This window comes from Rhizobium sp. LEGMi-198b (assembly GCF_054114205.1).
Genome location: NZ_JBSYVH010000001.1, coordinates 805,205 through 830,351, shown reverse-complemented (window position 1 = coordinate 830,351; position 25,147 = coordinate 805,205). Strand labels below are relative to the sequence as shown.

24 protein-coding genes are annotated in these 25,147 nt (G+C 60.4%); 16 read left to right on the top strand and 8 right to left on the bottom strand.

The window, feature by feature from the left end:
• The first annotated feature begins 7 nt into the window (after positions 1 to 7).
• The 7 genes from ACXHXG_RS04045 to folD all read left to right on the top strand — a co-directional run bounded on the left by ACXHXG_RS04045 (position 8) and on the right by folD (position 6,303).
• Positions 8 to 427, top strand: a complete 420-nt coding sequence (locus ACXHXG_RS04045) for a hypothetical protein (RefSeq protein ID WP_283049144.1) — start codon at positions 8 to 10, stop codon at positions 425 to 427.
• Positions 428 to 613: 186 nt separating this feature from the next.
• A complete protein-coding gene (locus ACXHXG_RS04040) occupies positions 614 to 1,210 on the top strand; it encodes a rod-binding protein (protein WP_457898553.1) in 597 nt (198 codons plus the stop codon).
• Between the two features lie 13 nt (positions 1,211 to 1,223).
• Positions 1,224 to 1,592 carry a hypothetical protein gene (locus ACXHXG_RS04035; RefSeq protein WP_104822027.1) on the top strand — a complete coding sequence of 123 codons (369 nt, stop codon included), beginning with the start codon at positions 1,224 to 1,226 and terminating at the stop codon, positions 1,590 to 1,592.
• The gene (locus ACXHXG_RS04030) at positions 1,589 to 2,125 is read left to right on the top strand and encodes a hypothetical protein (protein WP_104822028.1); all 537 of its coding nucleotides are present in this window, start codon (positions 1,589 to 1,591) and stop codon (positions 2,123 to 2,125) included. Before ACXHXG_RS04035 ends, ACXHXG_RS04030 begins: the two co-directional genes overlap by 4 nt.
• Positions 2,126 to 2,379: 254 nt before the next feature.
• Complete coding sequence (locus ACXHXG_RS04025) at positions 2,380 to 3,222, top strand: WecB/TagA/CpsF family glycosyltransferase (protein ID WP_283049150.1); 843 nt, start codon at positions 2,380 to 2,382, stop codon at positions 3,220 to 3,222.
• 126 nt (positions 3,223 to 3,348) lie between these two features.
• A complete protein-coding gene (locus ACXHXG_RS04020; RefSeq protein ID WP_457898552.1) occupies positions 3,349 to 5,286 on the top strand; it encodes a GumC domain-containing protein in 1,938 nt (645 codons plus the stop codon).
• Between the two features lie 117 nt (positions 5,287 to 5,403).
• On the top strand, positions 5,404 to 6,303 hold the full coding sequence (folD, locus tag ACXHXG_RS04015) for a bifunctional methylenetetrahydrofolate dehydrogenase/methenyltetrahydrofolate cyclohydrolase FolD (RefSeq protein ID WP_457898551.1): 900 nt from the start codon (positions 5,404 to 5,406) through the stop codon (positions 6,301 to 6,303).
• A gap of 21 nt (positions 6,304 to 6,324) precedes the next feature.
• Here folD and ACXHXG_RS04010 read toward each other — a convergent pair whose 3' ends face one another.
• Positions 6,325 to 7,350, bottom strand: a complete 1,026-nt coding sequence (locus ACXHXG_RS04010; RefSeq protein WP_283051441.1) for a LacI family DNA-binding transcriptional regulator — start codon at positions 7,348 to 7,350, stop codon at positions 6,325 to 6,327.
• A gap of 307 nt (positions 7,351 to 7,657) precedes the next feature.
• Here ACXHXG_RS04010 and ACXHXG_RS04005 point away from each other — a divergent pair, with 307 nt between their 5' ends.
• The 6 genes from ACXHXG_RS04005 to ACXHXG_RS03980 all read left to right on the top strand — a co-directional run bounded on the left by ACXHXG_RS04005 (position 7,658) and on the right by ACXHXG_RS03980 (position 14,692).
• Positions 7,658 to 9,019 (top strand): ABC transporter substrate-binding protein, encoded by a 1,362-nt coding sequence (locus ACXHXG_RS04005; RefSeq protein WP_104822032.1) that lies wholly within the window; start codon positions 7,658 to 7,660, stop codon positions 9,017 to 9,019.
• A gap of 132 nt (positions 9,020 to 9,151) precedes the next feature.
• Positions 9,152 to 10,168 (top strand): carbohydrate ABC transporter permease, encoded by a 1,017-nt coding sequence (locus ACXHXG_RS04000; protein ID WP_104822033.1) that lies wholly within the window; start codon positions 9,152 to 9,154, stop codon positions 10,166 to 10,168.
• Between the two features lies 1 nt (position 10,169).
• Positions 10,170 to 11,333 (top strand): carbohydrate ABC transporter permease, encoded by a 1,164-nt coding sequence (locus ACXHXG_RS03995; protein WP_283049158.1) that lies wholly within the window; start codon positions 10,170 to 10,172, stop codon positions 11,331 to 11,333.
• 36 nt (positions 11,334 to 11,369) lie between these two features.
• On the top strand, positions 11,370 to 13,022 hold the full coding sequence (gene bglA / locus ACXHXG_RS03990) for a beta-galactosidase BglA (RefSeq protein ID WP_457898550.1): 1,653 nt from the start codon (positions 11,370 to 11,372) through the stop codon (positions 13,020 to 13,022).
• A gap of 24 nt (positions 13,023 to 13,046) precedes the next feature.
• The gene (locus ACXHXG_RS03985) at positions 13,047 to 14,138 is read left to right on the top strand and encodes an ABC transporter ATP-binding protein (RefSeq protein ID WP_104822036.1); all 1,092 of its coding nucleotides are present in this window, start codon (positions 13,047 to 13,049) and stop codon (positions 14,136 to 14,138) included.
• A gap of 140 nt (positions 14,139 to 14,278) precedes the next feature.
• The gene (locus ACXHXG_RS03980) at positions 14,279 to 14,692 is read left to right on the top strand and encodes a hypothetical protein (protein ID WP_457898549.1); all 414 of its coding nucleotides are present in this window, start codon (positions 14,279 to 14,281) and stop codon (positions 14,690 to 14,692) included.
• 181 nt (positions 14,693 to 14,873) lie between these two features.
• Here the strand turns inward: ACXHXG_RS03980 and ACXHXG_RS03975 are convergent, their stop codons facing one another.
• Positions 14,874 to 15,470 (bottom strand): TetR/AcrR family transcriptional regulator, encoded by a 597-nt coding sequence (locus tag ACXHXG_RS03975; protein WP_457898548.1) that lies wholly within the window; start codon positions 15,468 to 15,470, stop codon positions 14,874 to 14,876.
• A complete protein-coding gene (locus ACXHXG_RS03970; RefSeq protein WP_457898547.1) occupies positions 15,452 to 15,676 on the bottom strand; it encodes a hypothetical protein in 225 nt (74 codons plus the stop codon). Before ACXHXG_RS03970 ends, ACXHXG_RS03975 begins: the two co-directional genes overlap by 19 nt.
• A gap of 85 nt (positions 15,677 to 15,761) precedes the next feature.
• Here ACXHXG_RS03970 and ACXHXG_RS03965 point away from each other — a divergent pair, with 85 nt between their 5' ends.
• Positions 15,762 to 16,592, top strand: coding sequence for a DUF3313 domain-containing protein (locus tag ACXHXG_RS03965; protein WP_445944975.1), 831 nt, complete (start codon positions 15,762 to 15,764; stop codon positions 16,590 to 16,592).
• Positions 16,593 to 16,635: 43 nt separating this feature from the next.
• On the opposite strand, the gene edd is transcribed toward ACXHXG_RS03965, so the two are convergent.
• The 5 genes from edd to ACXHXG_RS03940 all read right to left on the bottom strand — a co-directional run bounded on the left by edd (position 16,636) and on the right by ACXHXG_RS03940 (position 23,707).
• Positions 16,636 to 18,459 (bottom strand): phosphogluconate dehydratase, encoded by a 1,824-nt coding sequence (edd, locus tag ACXHXG_RS03960; protein ID WP_283049167.1) that lies wholly within the window; start codon positions 18,457 to 18,459, stop codon positions 16,636 to 16,638.
• A 179-nt stretch (positions 18,460 to 18,638) separates the two neighbouring features.
• Complete coding sequence (gene pgl, locus ACXHXG_RS03955) at positions 18,639 to 19,337, bottom strand: 6-phosphogluconolactonase (protein ID WP_104822040.1); 699 nt, start codon at positions 19,335 to 19,337, stop codon at positions 18,639 to 18,641.
• Positions 19,338 to 19,352: 15 nt separating this feature from the next.
• The gene (gene zwf, locus ACXHXG_RS03950) at positions 19,353 to 20,828 is read right to left on the bottom strand and encodes a glucose-6-phosphate dehydrogenase (protein WP_104822041.1); all 1,476 of its coding nucleotides are present in this window, start codon (positions 20,826 to 20,828) and stop codon (positions 19,353 to 19,355) included.
• Between the two features lie 130 nt (positions 20,829 to 20,958).
• Entirely contained in the window at positions 20,959 to 22,257 is a 1,299-nt protein-coding gene (locus tag ACXHXG_RS03945) for an NAD(P)/FAD-dependent oxidoreductase (protein WP_457898546.1), read from the bottom strand.
• A gap of 13 nt (positions 22,258 to 22,270) precedes the next feature.
• Complete coding sequence (locus tag ACXHXG_RS03940) at positions 22,271 to 23,707, bottom strand: glutamine synthetase family protein (RefSeq protein WP_104822043.1); 1,437 nt, start codon at positions 23,705 to 23,707, stop codon at positions 22,271 to 22,273.
• On the opposite strand from ACXHXG_RS03940, the gene ACXHXG_RS03935 reads away from it, so the two are divergent.
• A complete protein-coding gene (locus tag ACXHXG_RS03935) occupies positions 23,673 to 23,861 on the top strand; it encodes a hypothetical protein (RefSeq protein WP_199773591.1) in 189 nt (62 codons plus the stop codon). The two genes, ACXHXG_RS03940 and ACXHXG_RS03935, sit on opposite strands and share 35 nt — an antisense overlap.
• Complete coding sequence (locus ACXHXG_RS03930; protein WP_457898545.1) at positions 23,845 to 25,029, top strand: BaiN/RdsA family NAD(P)/FAD-dependent oxidoreductase; 1,185 nt, start codon at positions 23,845 to 23,847, stop codon at positions 25,027 to 25,029. The genes ACXHXG_RS03935 and ACXHXG_RS03930 overlap by 17 nt, the downstream gene beginning before the upstream one ends.
• The last annotated feature ends 118 nt before the right edge of the window (positions 25,030 to 25,147 follow it).

Here is a 25,147-nt window from a genome sequence, read left to right as displayed (position 1 = left end):
AGAAGCGATGGCGGAAAAAAGCCGGTCCGAAAAATTGAAGCGCCTCGTCGCCGTACAGCGCCATCTCGAGCGGATAGCGGAAAACGAGCTTGCGGATACCACCCGCCAGCGCAACGAGGTCAGCCAGTCGATGGAAAAACTGATCGACGCGATCAGCTCGGCCGATCCGATACATATGGCATTTTCGGTGCACTATGCCGGGCGCTATGGCCGGCTGACGCTTAAGGATCAGCAGCTTGACGGCATCCAAAAGCTGATTGAGACGAAAGTGCTGCAAGAGCGCACCAAGGCGGAGCGGTTGGAAGAGCATATGAAGGACGCCCGCGAACTGGAAATGCGCGAGGCGGACGATAATGCCGTCTACGACATCATCGATCAGCGCTTCGCGGGTGCAACGCCAGCCTCCAGCAAGGTTCAAAAACCATAATCCTCGCGATCTCAGAACAAGACGGCATATCCCCGAATCGCCGCCTTGCTCCGGATTCAAAAGATTAGACCGATCTTCATGCGTTCAAATGAATGCACGACGCTCTAACCGCTCGATTCGGCATGACCTTGCTCGATGGCTGCTTCACGCGTCGCGGGATCATGCTCTAGTGAAAGGAAACGTGACGTGGCTATCTCGCCTCCGAGTGATTTGGTCCTGGATGTCGTCAAGGCCGCCAATCCGGCCGACGTTCAGGCAGCCCAGGAAAAGCTCGCGGCCAACAGGGCTGCCTTTGCGGCCACCAGCCTGGCGGAAAACGGCAATGGTTTCGCCTCGACCGTGAGTGCGCTGGACAGCGCCGCAACGAAGGCCGGGCTCAGCAACGCCAACACGCATACGGCGCCGACAAAGGTGCCGCAGACTTATCATAAGTTCGAAGCGATGGTGCTGCAGAACTTCGTGAAGAACATGCTGCCGAACAGCGAAACGCTGTACGGCAAGGGCTCCGCCGGTGAAATCTGGAAGGGCATGATGGCCGAACAGCTCGGCAATACGCTCGCCAAGAATGGCGGCGTCGGCATTGCCGAGCAAATGTACAAGGAACAGGTTTCCAAGATGCGCAACACCGGCGCCGTCAATGCGGCGACCGATGAGAACGACAAGAAGATGGCGCTGAGTGCAATCACCGATTTCCAGCGAAAGACGCTTGCCGCAGCCGAGACCAATGGTGACAGCGATACGACCGTCACCAATCAAGATACGCTGACGTCCAGGAAAGTATGATCGGGGGCAGGACATGGAAGTAATTTCGAATGACTACCGGATAAAGTCGGTCCTTGGCCGCCTGGAAATGATCATCGATAACGAGAACAACCGCATCGGCAAAGATCCGGAATTCGATCTCAAAGTATCGAATGCGCATAAGAGCCGTTGCCTCTACGAATTGTCGATGCTGTTTCGCGATACCAATCCGGCCGAGCTTGCCATCTCCCATATCGAGCAGTTGCACGGGCTGAAGAAGAAGCTGATCTTGAACGCACGGCGCGTCGAAGCTCATCTCGAGGCCGTGCGTGCCGTCGCCGATATCTTGAAGAATGCGGTGCAGAACGCCGATGCGGACGGCACTTATTCGCAGGAGCAGTTCCGCGTCCGTGAGGCCGGATGATCAAGCTCGTCCTCACCGGCCTCTGGGTCTGCGCCGTAACGCTGGCTTCGGTCTATTTTTCGGTGCAGATGGCGACGGCGCCCGCGATCAATCCTGACGACGCCAAAAAGGCGCAGCAGGAGTTCGTCAAGGGCGAATCGATCAACGTGCCCGTCATCGCCAACGGTCAGGTGAACGGCTATTTCATCACCCGCATTTCCTTCATGATGGAGAAGGGCAAGGCGAACCAGCTCCAGACGCCGCTGACGGAATTGACGACGGACGAGCTTTATTCGCTGCTTGTGGGCAATAAGACGATCGACATCAGCCATACCGGCAGCTTCGATGTCGCCAGTTTCCGCAGCGATATCAAGAAGAACATGAACGAACGCCTCGGCGGCGACTATGTCGCCGACGTTCTGGTCGAACAGCTCGACTATCTCTCCAAGGATGAGATCAACAATGGCGATGGCGGCGGCAAGAGAACCGTCAAGCCGGTAAAGATCGTCCAGGGCGATGCAGCGCCCGACGCGGAGCCGAAGCCGGCACATTAGACCTGCTGAGACCGGTGATGGCCGCTCCCCTTATGGAGCGGCCTGCTGCGTTTGTCGCCCGAAACAGCGTTAACAAATCCCTGTTTTTCTTTCGCAATTCCAATCGATTTTCCTAACGGAAGCTTGGGATCGCCTTGCTATAAGCATCCTCAGCGATGCGTCCGATGTCACCGAACGGACTGACGGTGGAGGATTTGCGTCGAGAAGTTTGCCGGCGACGCGCGTATGAAGGCGTCTGCGGCAGGAGGTCTAGGGTGAATCTAGTCGCAAATTTTGCCGTGCTCACGTCGCGTCGAATGATTTTCGACTTGCCGGTCTGCGACCTCGATTGGGAAGACGCGCTGAACTTCATCAACGAGCTGGCGTCCCTCCCGGTCGGCCAGACGGTCATCTCCTTCGTCAACGCCCATAATATGCTGATGATGCTGCGTGACGGCAGGTATCGCGATGTGCTGGCGCAAAATCTTGTCCTGCCCGATGGCGTCGGCCTGGATATCGCCTCGCGGGTCGCCCATGGCGTTTCCTTTCCGGCCAATTTGAACGGTACCGATTTCGTGCCGGCTCTGCTGACCTTTATGGATCGGCCGAAGCGTGTCGGTCTGATTGGTGGCCGCCGCGATGTTGTTGAAAAGGCCGCGGAAAATTTCCGCAAGCATGCGCCATGGCATGAATTCATCGTCATTGCGGACGGCTTTTTCGACAAGGAGAAAAGCGATCTGGTGACGGCGGAGGTCAGCCGTCAGAAGATCGACGTTCTGATTGTCGGCATGGGGACGCCGCTTCAGGAAAAATGGGTCGCCGACCATATCGAACCGCAGCACGCAAGGCTGGTGCTGACGGTCGGCGCATTGTTCGATTTCGTCTCCGGCACGGTGCCGCGTGCGCCGGCGCTGGTGCGCGCCACGCGCTTTGAATGGATGTACCGCCTGCTTCAGGAGCCGAGCAGGCTGTGGCGGCGCTATATTCTCGGTGTGCCGCTCTTCCTCTACCAGGTCGTTCGGCACCAATTCGGCCGCAAGGAGCGCATTCTGCGCGCCGCCGAACCGCAGCCCGCGCCTTTGCTGCGGCTTCCTTCGCCCGATAAGCTCGCCGGCTGATCCCGATCGCGCGCCCAGATTGCGCCCCCAGATTGCGGTTGTCGTTAACCTTTTCTTTGCCATGAAAATTTAGAGTGGGTTAACCATCGGCATCGGTCACTGACCATGCGCGCGAGACAACCCGCCATGTTCGAAAGCAAGGCCAGGACGAGATACCTTCCTGACGACGCGGAAGCCTTCGGAGCTTACCGCGGCGTAGGTCGGCATGCCCATTTCGATCGCGGGGCAGACGGCTATCTGATAGCCGCCAATGTCCAGCCTGCCGGCCACCAGACCCCGGGCGATGCGGAGTTGCTGGCCCTCATTCAAAAGATGCTGGACGGCGATCCCTATCCGGTCTCCGGGCGAAAAAAGCCTGATGTGGACGAGGCTGCAGAGGCTCAACCGTTGCCCGACCGCATCCGCGGCATCCTGCGAGACCATCCCGTCGCCCGCGGAACGATCATGCATGGGCAGCCGGAACCGATCGCAGATCAATCATTGGCTTCGTCCAGTGTCGAAGACGTCGAAATCGAGCTTTCGCCTCTGGTTGAACCGCACGCCGTTTCAGCGGTGACGCCTACGCCGCCGCGGCGCTGGGTGTTCGGGTTCGGCTCCATTGCCTTCGTTATTGTCGCCGCACTGGCGGGCGCCTTTCTCCCGACAATGCTGGCAGCTCCGCCGCGCTATGTCTCCCACACCGTATTGCAGATAAAAGGGCAGGGGGCTGCGCGACAGGCGCTTCTGGATGTCACCGCCAAACGCGCCGCCGCGCCCTCCCTGCTTTCCGATCTGGTCGCCCGGCTGAAGCTCGACCGCGATCCGGAATTCACCGGTGATCGGGCCGGCGCTTTCGGCGTTGCCATGGAATTGCTCTCCGGCAGCGGCAATGCGTCCGACGCGCCGTCGCGTGCGCAGGCAGCCCTTCGCGGGGATATCGCCGTCACCACCGATGCGCCGAGCGGCACCCTGCATCTTGCCGTTACCACAAGCGATCCGGCAAAGTCGGCCGAGATCGCCAATCGTCTGGCCGATGCGACGATCTATGACGCCACCGTTGCGCAAGGCGCTGGCCTCCCTGGCAAAAGCAGCTCGCTTGCCGACCGGAGCCGCAAGGATCTCGATCAAGCGAAGGCCGCGCTCGCCGATTTCAAGGCGCAGTATGGCGACGGCAAGATCGAAGCTGCGCTCGATCTTCAGCGGCAGCGCCGTCAGTTGGATGAGGAGATGAAGGCCTCCGAGGCTGCCGTGCAGAGTGCAAAGGCCCGCGTCTTCGCCGCCAAATCCGCCACGCCCGCCAGCGTCACGAGTGGCGCGCTGTCGGGCGACCTGTCATCTGCCGGGCTCGACGATCTGCGCAGCCGCTATAGCGCCGCCAAGGTCGTTCTGTCCCAGCTCTCCACGCAGCTCGGCCCGCGCCATCCCCGTCTGCTGGCGCAACAGGCGACGGTCGATGGGCTGGCCGCCGATATCCGCAATCAACTGCAGCGACTGATCGCCAGCAGCGATACGGTCCTGAAGGCTGCCCTTGAGAACCGGACGGCGCTTTCCGCGCGGATGACCGCTCTCAGCCAGAAAAGCATCGATGTCGAGATGGCCCGCCTTGGTCAGCTTCAGGATGATGTCGCGGCCGCCCAGAGCCGCTACGACGCCGATCTGCAGAACGCCGATACGGCTCCGCCCGAAGTCGAGGTTCCGATCGCCGTCATCGCCCCTGCCGTCGCCGCCAAGGCTCCCCTCGACGACAATCTTGCGGGTAGCCAGGCGGCGGGTTTCGTCATGGGCCTTGGTGCAGCACTTTGCCTGGTCTTCCTGCGGAAATGGATGGGCGGCGGATCGCTTTCGGAGGATCAGACAGCCGGGCGCTTCGTTTCGCCCGAGCCGGTTTTCAGCCGTGTCGCCGAGCCGGGCCCACTGCGGCGACCAATGCCCGAGCTGCCGCAACCGCGCTTCGATGCCACCATTCCCGTCGCCAATGATCGTCCAGTGGTTACCGAGGAGTTGACGCAGATCCAGCGCGAATTGGCATTGTTGCGCACGAAGGTGCAGACCTATGCTTCACGCCGGCAGACGGGGCGCGGCTGAACCCGTCGCCGATTTCTCCTTGCAATTACCGCTTTCAGACACCATAGGGCGTTGGCAGGCAAATCCGCCGGGCCGATGGCTTGTAGATTGCCGCCGAAATTATGTCGGGAGATATTCGTGACGACTGTGATCGATGGCAAGCAGGTGGCTGCTTCGGTAATTGATGCGGTGAAGACGGCGACCGCAGCACTGGAAAAAGAGACGGGTGTTAAGACCGGCCTTGCCGTCGTCATCGTCGGTGATGATCCGGCGAGCCACACCTATGTCGGCGCCAAGGGCCGCATGGCCAAGGAATGCGGCTTTACCTCCATCCAGCACACGCTGCCGGCCGAGACGACGCAGGACGAGCTGGCAAAGCTTGTCCAGTCCCTCAACGAGGATGCCGGCATTCACGGCATCCTGGTGCAACTGCCGCTGCCGAAGCATCTGAATGCCGACGCGATCATCCAGTCGATCCGGCCGGACAAGGATGTCGATGGCCTGCATGTGGTCAATGCCGGCAAGCTGGCGACCGGCGATCTTGCCACCGGGCTGATCTCCTGCACGCCGGCCGGCGCCATGCTGCTGGTGCGCCGCATCCATGGCGAGGACCTGTCGGGTCTGAATGCCGTCGTCATCGGCCGCTCGAACCTGTTCGGCAAGCCGATGGCGCAATTGCTGCTCAATGCCAATGCGACGGTGACGACGGCCCATTCCCGCACCAAGGACCTGCCGGCGGTTGCCCGCAGTGCCGATATTCTGGTGGCGGCGGTCGGCCGGCCGGAAATGGTCAAGGCGGATTGGGTGAAGCCGGGAGCGACGGTGATCGATGTCGGCATCAACCGCATCGCTGCACCGGAACGCGGCGAGGGCAAGAGCCGGCTGGTCGGCGATGTCGCCTTTGCCGAGGCGGCGGAAGTGGCGGCTGCCATCACTCCGGTTCCGGGCGGTGTCGGGCCGATGACCATCGCCATGCTGATGGCCAATACGGTGATTGCCGCCCATCGTGCTGCCGGCAAGCCAGCGCCGCGATTCTGAGATCACACCACCTAAATCATATCAATCGGCCGGCGCCACGCCGGTCGAGGCACGCACGATCAGCTCGGTTTTCCAAAGCTCCTGCTCGGGAAATGTCTCGAGCTGCTTGATCTCGCCGATCAGCCGCTCGGCGACGCGCACGCCCGCGGCGCGCAGCGACGATCGCGTGGTCGTCAGCGGCACGGTGAAATTCTCCGGTTTTAACAGTGTCAGCACATCGTCGTGGGCGATCAGCGAAATATCCTCGCCGAGCTTCAGTTTCGCCTGGTTGATGGCGCGTACCGCGCCGAGCGCCAATACTGTGCTGGAACAGAGGATGGCGGTTGGCCGCACGTCGAGCTGCAGGATGCGCTCCATGGCATAGAGGCCCTGTTCATCGGTCATCGCCGTATGGCTAACATAGGCCTCGTCCAGCATCAGGCCGCGTTCGGCAAGGGCTGCGACCACGCCCTTTTTCCGCCGGATGGCGAAATCGAGATAGATCGGGCCGTTCAGCAGCGCAAAACGTTTGTGGCCGAGCTGCAGCAGCAGCTTTGTGGCGTCGTAGAAGGCGGCCTCGTTGTCGATGTCGAGATAGGGGTAATCCGGCTCCGTTCCAAAGGACCGTCCATGCACCAAGAAGGGTATGGACAATGATTTCAGCATTTCGAGGCGTGGATCATGGCCGCGCATATAGGTGATGAACAGGGCGTCGACATTGCCGCTGGCGGCAAGCCGCTTCAGCGCACCGACTTCGTCGTTCGGATCGGCCGGCGTCAGGACGAAATGGAAATCATGCCGCAATGCCTCTTCGCCGAGGCCGGTCAGGAATTCGCCGAAATGCAGATCGGACGGGTGGCCGGGCGCCGTCGGCATGACCAGGCCAATCGAGCCGGCTTTGCCGGTCGCCAGCCGTTGCGCGGCCTTGTTCGGACGATAGCCCGTCTCCCGCACCGCTTTGAGCACTCGCTCGCGGGTTTCGCGATTGACCTCCGGATATCCGTTCAAAGCACGGCTGACCGTGGTCTGCGACAGGCCTAACATTTGCGATAGCTGCTTCAGATTCACGTGGCTCCGCTCCTCCATCTGCCCATTCCAGTCGCGCAAAGGCTTCCTCCTGCCATGCGACTGGCTTCCAAAGCGCTTTAGACTATGTAGCAGGCGGTGCATGCGAAACAAGACAATTTGCGAAATATTGATGTCATTCAATGCTGCAATGCGAGATTTGGGTGTATATTAGCCGAATTCACAAATTCGCTTGACTTTGCTCTGCCCGCAATGGAATGAGTGAGTAGCCAAAGCGCTTTGAGAAATGAGCGCGCAACACGCGCAACGTGTTCGGGCTCGTGGGATTTGTATTTGGGAGGACAACCACATGAAGAAATTGCTTTTGATGACCGTTGCCGTTGCCGCCTTGGCGGCTGGTAGCGCACTGGCTGCAGATTTGAAGTTCCAGCCCGGTCAGGATTCCAAGTTCAACTGGAAGAGCTATGACGACTTCAAGGCCGCTCATGCGGACTTGAAAGGCGAGACGATGACGATCTTCGGCCCATGGCGCGGCGAAGACGAGGCGCTGTTCACGAGCGTTCTGAACTATTTCACCGAAGCGACCGGCGTTAATGCCAAGTATTCGTCCTCGGAAAACTACGAGCAGCAGATTGTTATCGACACCCAGGCCGGTTCGCCTCCGAATGTTGCGATCCTGCCGCAGCCGGGCCTTCTCGCCAACCTTGCCAGCAAGGGCTATCTGACGCCGCTCGGCGATGATCTGGCAAACTGGGTGAAGACCAACTATGGCGCCGGCGATAGCTGGGTTGGCTACGGCACCTATAAGGGCAAGGACGGCAAGGACGCCTTCTACGCCTTCCCGTACAAGGCTGACCTGAAGTCGCTCGTCTGGTACGTGCCGGAAAATTTCGAGGAAGCCGGCTATAAGGTCCCCACCACCATGGAAGACCTGATCAAGCTCTCCGACCAGATCGTCAAGGATGGCGGCACCCCCTGGTGCATCGGCCTCGGTTCGGGCGGCGCCACCGGCTGGCCGGCAACCGACTGGGTCGAAGATCTGATGCTGCGCACCGTCTCGCCGAAGGATTATGACGGCTGGGTCGACAACAGCCTGAAATTCAACGACCCTAAGGTCGTCAACGCCATCGATGAATTCGGCAAGTTCGCCAAGAACGCCAAATACGTCAACGGCGGTGTCGCTGCGGTCGCGTCGACCGACTTCCGAGATAGCCCGAAGGGCCTCTTTACGGTTCCGCCCAAGTGCTATCTGCACAAGCAGGCATCCTTCATCCCATCCTTCTTCCCTGAGGGCACGAAGCTCGGCCAGGATGCAGACTTCTTCTACTTCCCGCCCTATGCATCGCATCCGGAGCTCGGCAAGCCGGTTCTCGGCGCCGGCACGCTGGCAACGATCACCAAGGACTCGAAGGCCGCTCGCGCCTTCATCGAGTTCCTGCAGACGCCGATCGCCCAAGAAGTCTGGATGGCGCAGTCCGGCTTCCTGACCCCGTATAAGGGCGTCAACACGGCGGCCTATGCCAACGACACTCTGAGGAAGGAAGGCGAAATCCTGACGACCGCCACCACCTTCCGCTTCGACGGTTCCGACCTGATGCCGGGCAAGATCGGCGCGGGTGCATTCTGGACCGGCATGGTGGACTTCGTCGGTGGCAAGTCCGCTCAGGACTCCGCCGACGCAATCCAGAAGGCTTGGGACTCCATCAAGTAATCATAACATCGCAGAATGGTGTCGCCGGTATCTCCCGGCGCCGCCGCTCTACCCTGTCGTAGCCGACGCCTTGGGAGGTGCCGACGACGCCGGACAGGTCGCTTCGTGCAAGCAATTATTCGGGAGGGAAGGATGATTTCGCAGATACTGACGGCGATTGGAGCCATGATATTCGGCGTTGCCGTTTGCGCCGCCTATTTTCTGTTTTCCAACAAGCTGCTGGACCTGATTTTTCCGGCGAAAGAAGGTGGCGATGTTCACCGGGCCGCCGTCAATCTGCGTCGTCGCAGCCTGATCCGCCCTTGGCTTTTCCTCGGACCGGCGCTTTTCCTCCTCGCCGTCTACCTGATGTACCCGGTGGTGGCGACGCTCATCCTGTCCTTCTATGGTCCTGACGGCAATCAATTCGTCGGCGGCGCCAACTATGTCTGGGCGTTCAACGACACCGAATTCCGCCAGTCGATCTTCAACAACATCCTTTGGCTTGCCGTCGTGCCGGCTGCCTGCACCTTCTTCGGTCTCGTCATTGCAGTCATGACCGATCGCATCTGGTGGGGTAACATCGCCAAGGCGGTCATCTTCATGCCGATGGCAATCTCCTTTGTCGGCGCATCGGTCATCTGGAAGTTCATCTACGAATATCGCGGCGGCAACGACACGCAGATCGGTCTGCTGAATGCGGTCGTGCAGCTCTTCGGCGGTACGCCGGAAGTCTGGATCACCATCCCCTTCTGGAACAATTTCTTCCTGATGGTCATGCTCATCTGGATCCAGACCGGCTTTGCCATGGTCATCCTATCGGCCGCCCTCCGCGGTATTCCGGAGGAGACCATCGAAGCGGCCGTTATCGACGGCGCCAATGGCTGGCAAATCTTCTGGAAAATCATGGTGCCGCAGGTCTGGGGCACGATCGCCACGGTCTGGACGACCATCACCATCCTCGTCCTCAAGGTGTTCGATATCGTGCTCACCATGACCAACGGTCAGTGGAACACGATGGTCCTTGCAAATCTGATGTTCAACTGGCTGTTCCGCGGCGGCGGCGATTCCGGCCGAAGCGCGGTCATCGCGCTCGTCATCATGGTCGCCGTCACACCGATCATGATCTGGAACATCCGTCGTGCAAACGCAGAAATGAAGGGTCGCTAAGATGATCGGAAACCTTGGCCGCATCGGCCCCGCTCGCCTCTTCGTTCATTTCGCGGTTGTGCTCATCGTCGTCATCTGGCTGCTGCCGACGCTCGGTATCTTCATCACGGCCCTGCGTGACAAGGATCAGATCGTCGTCTCCGGCTGGTGGACGGCCTTCGCCGGCTCGACGCGGACGACGGCAGTGCGCCTCGCTGGCAACGATAAGGCGACGCAGGATGGTCCCAATTACGTGATCACCGGGAATGTCTCCGGCGACGGTAACGGCGGTAACGGCAAGATCGAATCCTTCGGCCTGCGTGTGCAGGACCCGGCCGCTTTCAAGGCCGGTGCGCCTGCGGATATCGGCAATGGCGAGACGCTGACCGTCAATGCCGATGGCAGCTACCGCTATCAGAAAAATGCTGCTTTCGACGCAGATACGCGCGGCAAACGCATTTATCTGACCATTTCCGCCCCACCGCAGTTCACCCTGCAGAATTATCACACCGTTCTGACGGGCGAAGGCATCGGCCAGTCCTTCATCAACTCGCTGACGGTCACCATTCCGGCGACGATCATCCCGATCCTGATCGCGGCTTTCGCGGCCTATGCACTTGCCTGGATGGATTTCCCAGGCCGCGCGCTCCTGATCGCGCTTGTCGTCGGCCTCATCGTCGTGCCGCTGCAGATGTCGCTCATCCCGCTGTTGCGCATCTATAACGAAATCGGCCAGGTGTTCGGTGTGCCGTCGAAGACCTATCCCGGCATCTGGATGGCGCATACCGCCTTCGGCCTGCCGCTCGCGATCTACCTGCTGCGCAACTACATTGCCGGCCTGCCAAAGGAAATCATCGAATCCGCCCGCGTCGACGGCGCCAGCGACTTCGATATCTTCGTCAAGATCATCCTGCCGCTGTCCTTCCCGGCGCTCGCCTCCTTTGCGATTTTCCAGTTCCTCTGGGTCTGGAACGACCTTCTGATCGCCATGGTGTTCCTCGGCACCGACAAGGATCATCTGGTTCTGACGGCAGCCCTGAACGCTCTGCTCGGCTCGCGCGGCGGCAATTGGGAAATCCTGACGGCCTCCGCCTTCGTCACCATCCTTATCCCGCTCCTCGTCTTCTTCGGTCTGCAGCGCTATCTCGTGCGCGGTCTGCTCGCCGGGTCGGTGAAGGGGGGCTGATCCAAGACTATCCCATTCATACAGGACCCACTTAGCATGAGCATTGCCCCTCAATCGATTTCGGCTGTTGACAAGGACTGGTGGCGTGGCGCCGTGATCTATCAGATCTACCCGCGCTCCTATCAGGACTCGAACGGCGACGGCATCGGCGATCTCAAGGGGATCGCCGTCCGCCTGCCGCATATTGCAGCCCTCGGTGTCGACGCGATCTGGATTTCGCCGTTCTTCACCTCGCCCATGCGTGATTTCGGCTACGACGTCTCCAACTATGAAGATGTCGATCCGATCTTCGGTACGCTTGCCGACTTCGATGTGATGGTGACCGAAGCGCATCGTCTCGGCATCAAGGTGATGATCGATCTGGTGCTGTCACACAGTTCCGACCGCCATCCCTGGTTTGTCGAAAGCCGCTCGAGCAAGGATAATCCCAAGGCGGACTGGTATGTCTGGGCGGATGCCAAGCCGGACGGCACGCCGCCCAACAACTGGCTCTCGATCTTCGGCGGTTCTGCCTGGGCCTGGGATCCGACCCGCATGCAATATTACATGCACAACTTCCTGATCTCGCAACCCGACCTGAACCTGCACAATCCCGAGGTTCAGGACCGGCTGCTGGACGTCGTGCGCTTCTGGCTCGACCGTGGCGTCGATGGCTTCCGCCTCGATACCATCAACTTCTATTTCCACGACCGGGAACTGCGCGACAATCCCGCGCTGGAGCCGTCCCGCCGCAATGCTTCGACCGCGCCGGCGGTCAATCCCTATAATTTCCAGGAGCATCTCTACGACAAGAACCGTCCGGAGAATCTGAAGTTCCTGCAGCGTTTCCGCGCCGTGCTGGATGAATATCCGGCGATTGCCGCCGTCGGCGAAGTCGGCGATAGTCAGCGCGGGCTCGAGATCGTCGGCGAATATACGTCCGGCGAAGACAAGATGCATATGTGCTACGCCTTCGAATTCCTGGCGCCGGACCCGCTGTCGCCGGAACGCGTCGAAGACGTCATGAAGGATTTTGCCGCCGCCGCGCCGGACGGCTGGGCCTGCTGGGCGTTTTCAAACCATGACGTGGTGCGCCATGTCAGCCGCTGGGGTAGCCTGGTTGCCGATCGTGATGCGCTTGCCAAGCAATATGCGGCCTTGATCCTGACCTTGCGCGGCTCGGTCTGCCTCTACCAGGGCGAAGAACTCGGCCTGACGGAAGCCGATCTCGCCTATCAGGATCTGCAGGACCCCTATGGCATCCAATTCTGGCCGGAATTCAAGGGCCGTGACGGCTGCCGCACGCCGATGGTCTGGGACAGCCAGGTCGCACAAGGCGGTTTCTCGACGGTGAAACCCTGGCTTCCGGTGCCGGTAGAGCATATCCTGCGCGCTGTCAGCGTGCAGCAAGGAGACGAGCATTCGGTGCTGGAGCAATATCGCCGCTTCCTCGCCTTCCGCAAGCAGCACCCGGCTTTCGCCAAGGGCGAGATTGCGTTTGCTGAACCGCAGGGGGACGTGCTGCTTTATACGCGTCACTACGGCGACGAGACTATTCTCTGTGTGTTCAACATGAGCGCGACAGAAGCGACTGCAACCCTGCCTGAGGGGAGTTGGCAGGCTCTTGCCGGTCACGGTTTTGCAAGCAACAACTACGGCAACAAGATCGATATTCCGGCCTGGGGCGCTTACTTCGCGCGTCTCGCCTGAGTGTTTGGGAGGAGGAGAGCATAGATGACAGGGCTTGTTCTGAAGGACATCCGAAAATCATACGGAAATGTGCATGTTCTGCATGGCATCGATCTGGATATCCAGGAGGGCGAATTCATCGTCTTCGTCGGCCCGTCCGGATGCGGCAAATCCACCTTGCTGCGTATGATTGCCGGGCTCGAGAGCATCACCTCCGGCGACATGCTCATCGCGGGACAGAAAGTCAACGAGGTGCCGCCGTCAAGGCGCGGCATCGCGATGGTCTTCCAGTCCTATGCTCTCTATCCGCATATGACGGTCTTCGACAACATGGCCTTCGGCATGCGCATCGCCGGGGAAAGCAAGCAGGAGATCGACCGCCGCGTTCGCGCCGCCGCCGCGAGCCTTCAGCTCACGCAATATCTTGAGCGCCTCCCAAAGGCCCTCTCGGGCGGTCAGCGCCAGCGTGTCGCAATCGGCCGTGCCATCTGCCGCAACCCGAAGGTCTTTCTGTTCGACGAACCGCTATCGAACCTCGACGCGGCGTTGCGCGTGGCGACACGTATCGAGATCGCCAAGCTCAGCGATTCCATGCCCCAGACGACGATGATCTATGTCACCCACGACCAGGTGGAAGCCATGACCTTGGCGGACCGCATCGTGGTGTTGTCGGCCGGTCGTGTGGAGCAGGTCGGTGCGCCGCTAGAGCTTTATGAGCATCCGGCCAACCTCTTCGTGGCGAAGTTCATCGGCTCGCCGGCCATGAACATCATCCCGTCGAAGGTCACTGGCACCGGCGCGATGACGACAGTGACTCTGACAGGCGGCAAGACGGTGACGCTCGACATTGCGACGGCGGCATCCGAGCAAGGTAAAACCGCAAGCTTCGGCGTTCGCCCGGAAGACTTGCGGATCGCGACGGACGAGAACTACCTCTTCGAAGGCGAGGTTTCCATCGTGGAAGCCCTCGGCGAGGTCACGCAACTTTATATCGAGGGCCTGGTGGATGGTGAGCCGATCATCGTCAAGATACCCGGCATCGCAGACGTTAAGCGCGGGCAGAAGATGCGCTTTGCGGCCGATAGGCAGAAGCTGCATCTTTTCGATGCTGACGGCCACACCTATCGCAAGCAATAAGGCATCCTCCCAAGAGCGCGGGAGCGCTAGTCCAGGTGTAGAAATACAATAAAATGCAACTTGGTCTAGCGCTTCCAAACCTTCTGTTAAATACCCGCTGGTAGCCTGAGCTTCGTAATATACTTCAGGGATTTACGATAATGGCAGCTTCCGGCACCGCTCACCCAGGCCAGCATTTCCTCAACAAGGAAGAGTCCTTCATGTACGACCGCGAGGTGCGGTACAGAATGGAGGACACGATGAACGCGGCGCGGATCGAATATACCGAAAAAGGCGTCATGAACCTGGCGTCGCGCCGCTGCGATATCATCCGCATCTCGCAGAGCAGCGCAGTCCTTGCGATCCTCACCCAATATAATCTTCCAAAACAGTTCTATCTCGACATCCCCGATGCCCGCATCACCAAGGTCGGCTGCATCCTGATGAAAGTGTTCCCCAACAACACCATCGAGGTCCGTTTCCTCCGCCTGCTGTCGGACAAGGAAATGAACAAGATTTTCGTCTACAGCACCCACCCGTCGCATCGCGACCGCGTGCTCGATATCCGTGCTTGATTAAATCTCGTCGCCAAGAATAGGTTTGGGCGACGATCCACGCGCTGGAGCAATTCCAGGAAAAGTGCGAAGCGGTTTTTCGTCCGGAATTGCGTAAAAACAAAGGGATAGAGCGGGATGCCGAAGACTGTGCGCGGTTTTCGGGCGACATCCCACTCTATCTTTTTGATTTAGAGACGGATCAAATTTCCGCCTCCCACTTCTTGAGCGCATCCTCCATGTAGTCAATCAGCGGTAGCTTGCCGTCTTCCTGCAGCCACTTGTCGACCGAGAGGCGAAGAGGGCTTACGGCAATCATTGAAACCAGCCGTAGTCCGTCGCGGTCCCTCGTCGGAAACAGTTCGCACAGTGTCTCGTAGGCAACCTGTTCGAGCTGCAGGTAGTTGCTGCGCGTGCGTGCGCGCAGGGACTCGCTTTGACGCAGAAGCCGGGCCGTCTCAAGAAGCTGAGGAGCCTCAGCCTGAAGGCGTGCTACAAGTCTCAGGGTTGCCTGATGAATGACATCGAGCGGTCGTCCGGCTGATGCGTTCTCTGTGATGCTTGCCCGGAGAGCGTCCATATATCCGCGCTGATGCGCCAGAAGAATGTCGTCCTTGCTTTTGAAGTAATAGAAGAAAGTCCGGCGGGAAATACCAGCCGCGGCCGCAATCTCGTCGATCGTCGTTTCCTGATAACCCTTCGCTAGAAAGGATTTCAGTCCGACTTCCGCTATGCGTTGAAATGTCAGGCGTCGCTTTTGCTCGCGCAGGCCTTCCGGTTTTAAGGGGCGATCATGCATCGCTCCATACTGTCATAAGTCGCAGCGCCACTCAAACCATCAGCTTGTCCCGCACCCTGCTCAATTCCCGGTGAAATAATTCCAGCGCGCCATTTTTGGATTGCCGCAAAGTAGTCAACATTAATTTTTACATCTAGTGTAATATTTAATGTTGATACGAGATGCCCTAACCAAACGCAGGAGAGCGATACGTCCATGCCAGCCAATGCAATCTCAAATCACGATAATTGCGAGACTTACGGTTCATATGCCGCCGAAACCCCTGGGCGTCGGCGGTCCGATATTTGGTCGATGGCTCTTTTGCTAAGTTTCTTGGGGGGGTGCGCGGCAGCGCCCCTGGATCGCGCGGGATCCTTGCGATCTTATGACGGCCTGACCCGATCGGACGGGCTGGTTGCCCACTCGCTTCTTCGGGTGAGCAGGGACGATGTTCTGACGGCGAAGACCGTGAAGATTATTCCGACTGCTTTTTCATTGCGGGCTGAAAGCGCCGCCTTCACGCCCGAGCAGCGCAACCTCGTCACCAATGCCGTCGACAGGGCGCTTTGTTCCGGATTGAGTGAACGATTCGTCGTTGTCGGTCTAACCCATCAGGCGGATCTGACTGTTCGCGCCGTCGTCACGCAGGTCAAGGCAACGAACGCTACAGCCGTCGGCGTTTCGAAAGTCGCATCTGTCGGCAAGAGCGTGCTGCTGCCGAATGTACCTGTGCCCATCCCCCGCATCCCGATCGGCATGGGCAGTCTCTCTCTCGAGGCGGAGGCCCTTAATCCTCAGGGCGTGCAGAGAGCTGTGATGATCTGGGGACGTGGGGCAAACGCGTTTCTTGATTCAGGAACGGTTGCCAGGGAAGGAGATGCCTACAGTCTCGCCGCCAAATTCGGCGGCGACTTCAGCAAGTTGTTGGTCAAGGGCAAAACGCCCTTCGGATCGATGCCCTCTTTCCCTTCCAGAGCGAATTTGGCGGCTCTCGTCGGCCGAGCGCCCAAGTATGAGGCCTGCAAAGCATTTGGGAAGTCGCCGGGCGTGACGGGCTTCATAGGAGCACGCATCGGCCTCCCGCCGGGGTGGACGGACAAGGCTCCGGCGAATGCGGAAAAGACGGCGTCGAACACTCCCTGATCAATGTTCGACGTCGTCTTGCCGAATTCCGGCGACGCAACCATCAATGATGGAACAGGACGCTGGCGCCCTGGTCGGCCGGGCCGGCGCCGTGGCGGAACGAGGCGAAGAGTTCGCGGCCCATGCCGAATTCGTTCGCCGAGAGGTCGGCGACGACGGGTTCGCGTTCGGCCATGTCGGCAGCGTCGACCAGCACTTCCAGCGTACCGGCGATCGCGTCGATGCGGATGATATCGCCTTCCTTGATGCGGGCAATCGGTCCGCCCTCGACGGCCTCCGGGGTGACGTGGATGGCGGCCGGTACCTTGCCGGACGCGCCGGACATGCGCCCATCGGTCAACAGCGCCACGCGGAAGCCGCGATCCTGCAGCACGCCGAGTGCCGGCGTCAGCTTGTGCAGCTCCGGCATGCCGTTCGCCTTGGGGCCCTGGAAGCGGACGACGGCGACGAAATCGCGGTTGAGCTTGCCGTCCTTGAATGCCTGCTGGATCTCGAGCTGATCGTGGAAGATCACGGCGGGCGCTTCAATGACATGGCGCTCCGGCTTGACGGCAGAAATCTTGATCACCGCCTTGCCGATATTGCCGCGCAGCATTTTCAGGCCGCCAGTGGTCTGGAACGGTGCATCGATGCCCGCCAGCACCTTGGGATCACCGCTCTTTTCCGGCGCCTGTTCGCGGACGACGCCGCCATCGGCGCCGATTTTCACTTCGATCGAATAGGCCGAAAGCCCCTGGCCGGCGACGGTGCGCACATCGTCGTGCAGCAGCCCCTTCTTGAGGAGCTCCTTGATCAGGAAGCCCATGCCACCGGCGGCATGGAAATGGTTCACGTCTGCAAGTCCGTTCGGATAGACGCGGGCGAGCAGCGGGATGATGTCCGAAAGCTCGGAAATATCCTGCCAGGTCAGCACGATGCCGGCCGCGCGCGCCATGGCGACGAGATGCATCGTGTGATTGGTCGAGCCGCCGGTCGCATGCAGGCCAACGACGCCGTTGACGATCGAGCGTTCATCGATCATCTCGCCGGCGGGCGTGAATTCGTTGCCCATGGCGGTAATGGCGAGCGCCCGCTTGGTCGCCTCGCGGGTCAGCGCTTCGCGCAGCGGCGTGCCGGGATTGACGAAGGAAGCGCCGGGCATGTGGAAGCCCATGATCTCCATCAGCATCTGGTTGGAATTGGCCGTACCGTAGAAGGTGCAGGTGCCGGGGCCGTGATAGGACTTCGATTCGGCTTCCAGCAGCTCCGCGCGGCCGACCTTGCCTTCGGCATAGAGCTGGCGCACGCGCGATTTCTCGTCGTTCGCCAGGCCAGAGGTCATCGGCCCGGCCGGGATGAAGACGGCCGGCAGATGGCCGAAGGAGAGCGCGGCAATGACGAGGCCGGGTACGATCTTGTCGCAGACGCCGAGGAAGACGGCCGCATCGAACATGTTGTGCGACAGGCCGACACCGGCGGACATGGCGATCAGGTCGCGCGAGAAGAGCGAGAGTTCCATGCCCGGCTGGCCCTGCGTGACGCCGTCGCACATGGCAGGCACGCCGCCGGCAACCTGGGCGATGCCGCCTGCCTCTGCCGCCGCCTCGCGGATGATGGCGGGATAGGTCTCGAAGGGCTGATGCGCCGAGAGCATGTCGTTATAGGAAGTGATGATCCCGAGATTGGGCACGCGGTCCCCCGCCAATGCCTCTTTCTCGGAGGGCGAACAGATGGCGAAGCCATGCGCAAGATTGGCGCAGCCGAGCACGGAGCGCTGTGCACCCACCGTTGCGGCATTGCGCAGGCGGTCCAGATAGCGCTCGCGCGTCGGCTTCGAGCGCTCGATGATACGTGTGGTGATTGCCGAAATGCGGGCGTCAGCGGCCATGGTCGATCTGCCTCCGTCTGTTTTTGCGCATAACCCCGAAAGATCAACGTCGATCTGTCTTGGGAAAGGGCTAGGCGCAGACTTCAAATGTCATTGCTATGCCGGCACGCCTTTTCGGGGCGTGAGGCGCAGCGGTGATTGCTGTGTCGTTCAGGGTCCGATGGCGGCCGTCCGGCCTGTCAGGGAGCCCAGTAAATCTCGACCAGAGAGGCGGCCCGACGCAGAATGGCGCGGATCGGCATCTCGGTCTCTTCGCCTGGCGCTTCCGCTTTGGCGAGAACGTCCTTCTTGCCTGCCCCTTCGATATGGAGCACCAGCAATCCGGCATCCTGAAGGCTGGAGAAGGTGAAGGTCAGCCGGGGTTCGCCGGCTCCTTCGGCTTCCATCGTGATGATGCCGCGCGGGCTGTTCGAATCGAGCGCCGCAGCGAGATTGCTCCCGCCCGGAAAGAACGAGGCCGTGTGGCCGTCATTGCCCATGCCGAGGATGGCAACGTCAAAGGGAAAGCCGATGCACTTGGTCTTTTCCGTGGCGATAACGGCGGCCTCCTCGACGGAAGCCGCGGCTTGGTAGAGCGGAAAGAACTGTGCCGACGCCGCCTTGTCCTTCAATAGGTTTTCCTGAACGAGCAGGTGGTTCGAGCGCGGATTGTCTGCCGGCACGAACCGTTCGTCGACGAGGGTAATCGTCACCTTGCTCCAGTCGAGCGAACGCGATGACAGCGTCTGGAAGAAGATCTTCGGCGTCGAACCGCCGGAGACCGCAATGCTTGCAGAGCCGCGGGTGGCGATGGCGGCCGTGAGAACCTCGACCACCTTGTCCGCGAGCTTGCCGGCGAGTTCGGCGCCATTGGCGAAAGCATGCATGTTCGCTGTCATCGTCGTTGTCCCAGTTTAGATATCGTCATGCCATGTGCGGCCGTCACGCTCGATGAGCGCGATGGCCTGGCTCGGACCCCACGTGCCGGCGGTATAACCCTGCACCGGCTGGCTGGTGGCTTCCCAGCCCTTGAGCATCGGATCGACCCATTCCCACGCGGCTTCCACTTCGTCGCGGCGCATGAACAGCGTCTGGTTGGAACGGACCACGTCCATCAGCAGGCGTTCGTAGGCGTCCGGATTGCGGACGTTGAAGGCCGAAGCGAAGCTCATGTCGAGCGAGACGTTGCGCAGGCGCATGCCGCCCGGACCTGGATCCTTGATCATCAGCGACTGCTTGACGCCTTCGTCCGGCTGCAGGCGGATGATCAACTGGTTGGCAACGATGCGGCCGGCGGCCTGATCGAAGATGTTGTGCGGGATCGGCTTGAAGGTGATGACGATTTCCGACACCCGGCCGGCAAGACGCTTGCCGGTGCGGATGTAGAAGGGAACGCCGGCCCAGCGCCAGTTGCCGATCTCGGCCTTAATGGCGACGAAGGTCTCGGTGTTGGAGACGCCACCTTCCAGTTCGTCGAGGTAACCCTTGACCGGGCCGCCTGCCGAAGCACCGGCGCGATACTGGCCGCGAACGGTCGCCTGCTCGACGTTGGAAGCATCGATCGGCTTAAGCGCGCGCAGAACCTTCAGCTTCTCGTCGCGAACGGCTTCCGAGTCCATCGAGGACGGAATTTCCATCGCGGTCAAGCAGAGGAGCTGCAGGATGTGGTTCTGCACCATGTCGCGCAGCGCGCCGGCGGTGTCGTAATAACCGGCACGCCCTTCCAGGCCGACCGATTCCGCAACCGTGATCTGTACATGGTCGATGTGGTTGGCGTTCCACAGCGGCTCATAAAGCGCGTTGGCAAAGCGCAGCGCCATCAGGTTCTGCACCGTTTCCTTGCCGAGATAGTGGTCGATGCGGAAGATCTGCTCTTCCTTGAAGACCTTGCCAATCGTGTCGTTGAGCTGCAGCGCGGAAGCGAGGTCGCGGCCGATCGGCTTTTCGACGACGATGCGGGTCTGCTTGGTGATCAGCTTGTGATCGGAAATCTTCTGCGAGATGTCGCCGAAAATGCCCGGAGCGACGGCGAGATAGAAGGCGCGCACGCGGTCCTTGCCTTCGTCCAGGATTTTCTTGAGCTGATCCCAGCCGGTATCGGTCTTGGCGTCGACCGGCACGTAGAACAGGCGCGCGCAGAACTTCTTCACTTCCGCTTCGTCGAATTCGCCCTTTTTCAGATGCTCTTTCAGCGCGGCTTCGGCGAATTTACGGTATTCTTCATGCGAAAGCGCGCTGCGAGATGCGCCGATGATGCGGGTGGGCTCGGAAAACTGGCCTTCGACCTGGCGATGATAGAGGGCGGGCAGAAGCTTGCGTTCTGCAAGGTCGCCGCTGCCGCCGAAAACGACATAGTCAAATGGTTCAACGGGAATGATTTGGCTGCTCATGAGCTATCTCTCAATCAGTCTTGGTTAAGGCCCCTTTTAATCTAATCGATTTAAAAAGGCCAGTGTGCATCGCAAAAATCAGACTCGGCTTTTTAGAGCGGATTGCCGGAAGAGGAAATCCGTTCTGTTTCTAGAACCTGTCGCGCAACGCAAACCACGAGAGCGCCAGGAATAGGAGAGGCGCCCGCATGCGGGCACCGCCGGGAAAGGGCGGGATGTTCAACGCCTTGAAAAGCGCAAGGTCGTCGGCGTTCCCGAGAACCGTTTTCGCATAGAGTTTACCGCAATAGTTTGACAGCATGACCCCGTGGCCGGAATAGCCGCCGATGGAGGTGACGCCGGGCATGACCTCGCGCACGAAAGGCTGGCGCGGCATGGTGATGCCGACAGATCCGCCCCAGGCATGGGTGATGTTGATATTGCCGAGGGCAGGGTAGATTTCGGCGATCTGGCGACGGATGTGCTGCGTTATGTCGCGCGGGTTATCGGCGGTATAGGCCTCGCGCCCGCCGAACAGTAGGCGCCCGTCCTTCGATTTGCGGAAATAACGCACCACGAATCGCGAATCCGCCACCGCTTCGCCGCCGGGCAGGACATCCGGAAACTTGTCGAGCGGTTCGGTGGCGCCGATGAAGGAGCGAATCGGCATGACATGGCTCGCGGTCACCGGCTCCAGATTGCCGATATGGCCGTTGCAGGCAATTAGCACGCGGTCGGCGGTGATCGTGCCGCTGTCGGTCTCGATCAGCGTCCTGCCGCCGGATTGCCGGATCGCCTTCGCCGGTGTCATTTCGAAGATCGAAGCACCGGCGGCCTGCGCTACCCGCGCTAGGCCGATGAGCAGCTTCAGTGGATGGATATGGCCCGTGCCCATATCCCGGACACCGTAGAGATAGAGCTTCGAGCCAAGCCGCTCCTGGGTTTCTGCCTGATCCATGAAGCTGACATGCGGATAGCCGTAGCGCGTCGCTGCGATTTCGGCATTCTCCATATAGGCGCGCTTGTAGCTCCGCTTATGCGTGACATTCATCTGGCCGGGCATGAAGTCGATGTCGATGCCCTGCTCGGCGGCAAAGTCAAGAAGATGGTGTTTAGCGTCCTCGGCAAGATCGAACAGTGCCTTTGAGCGCTCGTAGCCAATCTTCTCTTCCAGCTCCTCGGGCCAGGAGCGCTGGCCGGTGCCGAGCTGGCCGCCATTGCGACCGGAGGCGCCGTCGCCGAAGCGATTGGCATCGATCAGCACCACATCGACGCCGCCCTTGGCAAGATTGTAGGCGGCCTGTAGGCCGGTGTAGCCGCCGCCGATGATGGCAACGTCAGCGCGGCGGGAGCCGTCGAGCTTCGGATAGGCGGGGCGAGGGCCGATGGTTGCCTGATACCAGGAAAGGCCCGGCGCTATCGGGCTCTGCCATGCTTCCTGCAATGTCATGGGCGGGCCTCCCTCACACGTTGAGCAGAAGGAATTCCCGCTCCCAGGGGCTGATCACCTGCATGAAGGTTTCGAATTCGCCACGCTTGACGCCGACATAGATGTCGATGAAGTCCTTGCCTAGTACCTCTTGGAAAGCCGGTTCGCCTTCCAGGAGCGCAATGGCTTCGAGAAGCCCGCGCGGCAGATCGATCGAACCTTCGTTGGCCGAATCCTCGGTCGGTGCGGTCGGCTCCACCTTCTTCATGATCCCGAGCAAGCCGCAAGCGAGTGAGGCCGCGAGCGCCAGATACGGATTGGCGTCAGAGCTCGGCAACCGGTTCTCGACGCGGCGCGCCTGCGGATCGGAGACCGGCACGCGGAACGCCGTGGTGCGGTTGTCGTAGCCCCAGGCGTTGTTGACCGGGCAGGACATGTTCGGCGCCAGGCGGCGATAGGAGTTCACATAGGGCGCCAGCATCGCCAGCGCATTCGGCACGTAACGCTGCATGCCGCCGATGAAGTGGAAGAACTCCGGCGAAGGACTTCCGTCCGGATTGGTGAAAACATTCTTGCCGGTCACGATATCGACCACCGATTGATGGATATGCATCGCCGAGCCCGGCTGGCTCTGGATCGGCTTGGCCATGAAGGTAGCATAGATGCCGTGTTTCATCGCCGCTTCGCGAATGGTGCGCTTGAACATGAACACCTGGTCGGCAAGCTCGATCGGATCGCCGTGGCGCAGGTTGATTTCGAGCTGCGCCGGACCTTCTTCATGGATCAGCGTGTCGATCTCCAGGCCCTGCTTCTCCGAGAAGTGATAGATGTCGTCGATCAATTCGTCGAATTCGTTGATGCCGGCAATCGAATAACCCTGGCCGCCGAGGATCGAGCGGCCCGAACGGCCCTTCGGCGGATGCAGCGGATAGTCCGGATCGTCGTTCTTGGCGACGAGATAGAATTCGATCTCCGGCGCGACCACCGGCTTCCATCCACGCTCGCGGTAGAGGCCCATGATCCGCTTCAACAGATTGCGCGGCGTGTAGGACACCGCATCGCCATCGGAATTGACGATGTCACAAATCACCTGCGCCGTCGGATCGCTCTCCCAGGGCACGACCGAGAGCGTCGAAAGATCGGGCACCAGCTTCAGGTCGCTGTCGCGCGGCTCGTAACGGAAGCTTTCGGTCTCCTCCGGATATTCGCCTGAAATCGTGTGACGATAGATCGCCGAGGGCAGGGCGAGCGAGGTGTTGGAGGTGAATTTCGAGGTGGGCATCATCTTGCCGCGTGGCACACCCGCAAGGTCCGGTGTGATGCATTCTATGTCTTCGATTCCCCGCGCCCGCAGCCACTGAGCCGCTTCCTTCCAATTTGCCACGCCGCGCGCTGATCGTAAGCTTGGGGGAACTGTTGCGATTTTCGAGACCGGCATGGAAGCTTTCAGCGGGGTCTTTTTCGCGGGCATAAAACACCGTATTTGCGTTGATCGAAGATTTCATCATAACGGCAGTTTGCCAATTGGCGAGGGGGAAAACCGTTCGGACTTTCGCCATATGATGGAAAAACGACAGTGCGGCGCAGCAATGGATAAAGGAATGAAACGTGGCCGGCAGATATGATGTGATCGTCCTCGGCGCAGGCGCCGCAGGCATGATGTGCGCTATCCGCGCCGGCCAGCGCGGGCGTTCCGTCGTCGTGCTCGACCACGCCGCAGCGCCCGGGGAGAAGATCCGGATTTCCGGCGGCGGCCGCTGCAATTTCACCAATATTCATGCCGGCCCGAAGAACTTCCTCTCGGCCAATCCGCATTTCGCCAAGTCGGCCTTGGCGCGCTTCACGCCGAAGGATTTCCTCGCCATGGTCGAGAGCCATGGCATCGCCTGGCATGAAAAGACGCTCGGCCAGCTCTTCTGCGACAACAGCGCCAAAGACATCATCCGCATGCTGACCGACGAGATGCGGGCAGCCGGCGTGGAGTTGCGGCTGCGCACCGAAATCGGCGCCATCGAGCCGGTTGCCGGCGGTGGCTACAAGGTCGCCACGTCGGAGGGCACCTTGGAGGCGGCCTCTCTGGTCGTCGCCACCGGCGGCAAGTCGATCCCGAAAATGGGCGCCACCGGCTTTGCCTATCGCATCGCCGAACAATTCGGCCTGCCGCTCGTCGAGACACGTCCCGGCCTCGTCCCGCTGACCCTCGATCCGCAGCTTCTCCAGCGCCTGGCGCCGCTTGCCGGCATCGCCGCGCCTGCCGAAATCCGCCACGGCAAGACCGCGTTCCGCGAAGCCCTTCTCTTCACCCATCGCGGCTTGAGCGGCCCGGCGATCCTGCAGATCTCTTCCTACTGGCGGGAAGGCGACGAGATCACGGTGGCGATCGAGCCCGATATCGACATTTTCATCACGCTCAAGACGGCCCGGCAAGCCAATGGCCGGCAATCGGCACAGACGGCTCTGGCGGAGATATTGCCGAAGCGACTGGCGCAGCATTTCGCCGACGGAGAGGGCATAGTGGGCAATATGGCCGATCAGGCCGACAAGCGCCTGCAGCAGCTTGCCGCCGCCGTCCAGGCCTGGCCGGTCAAGCCGTCTGGTTCCGAAGGTTACCGCACGGCGGAAGTCACGCTTGGCGGCGTCGATACCGCCTGCCTCGATTCAAAGACGATGCAGGTGAAAACCATCCCCGGCCTCTTTTTCATCGGCGAATGCGTCGACGTTACCGGCTGGCTCGGCGGCTACAATTTTCAATGGGCCTGGGCTTCGGGCCATGTCGCCGGCGAAGCGGCTTAAAGCACTTATTTCCACATGGCGACCGAGCCCTTGATCGCGCCGCTATGGAAGTGGAACTGCCAGCCGCAAAGTCCTACGCCTTTTGGATAAATATTCGCCAGGTGCGACAATTGTGGCT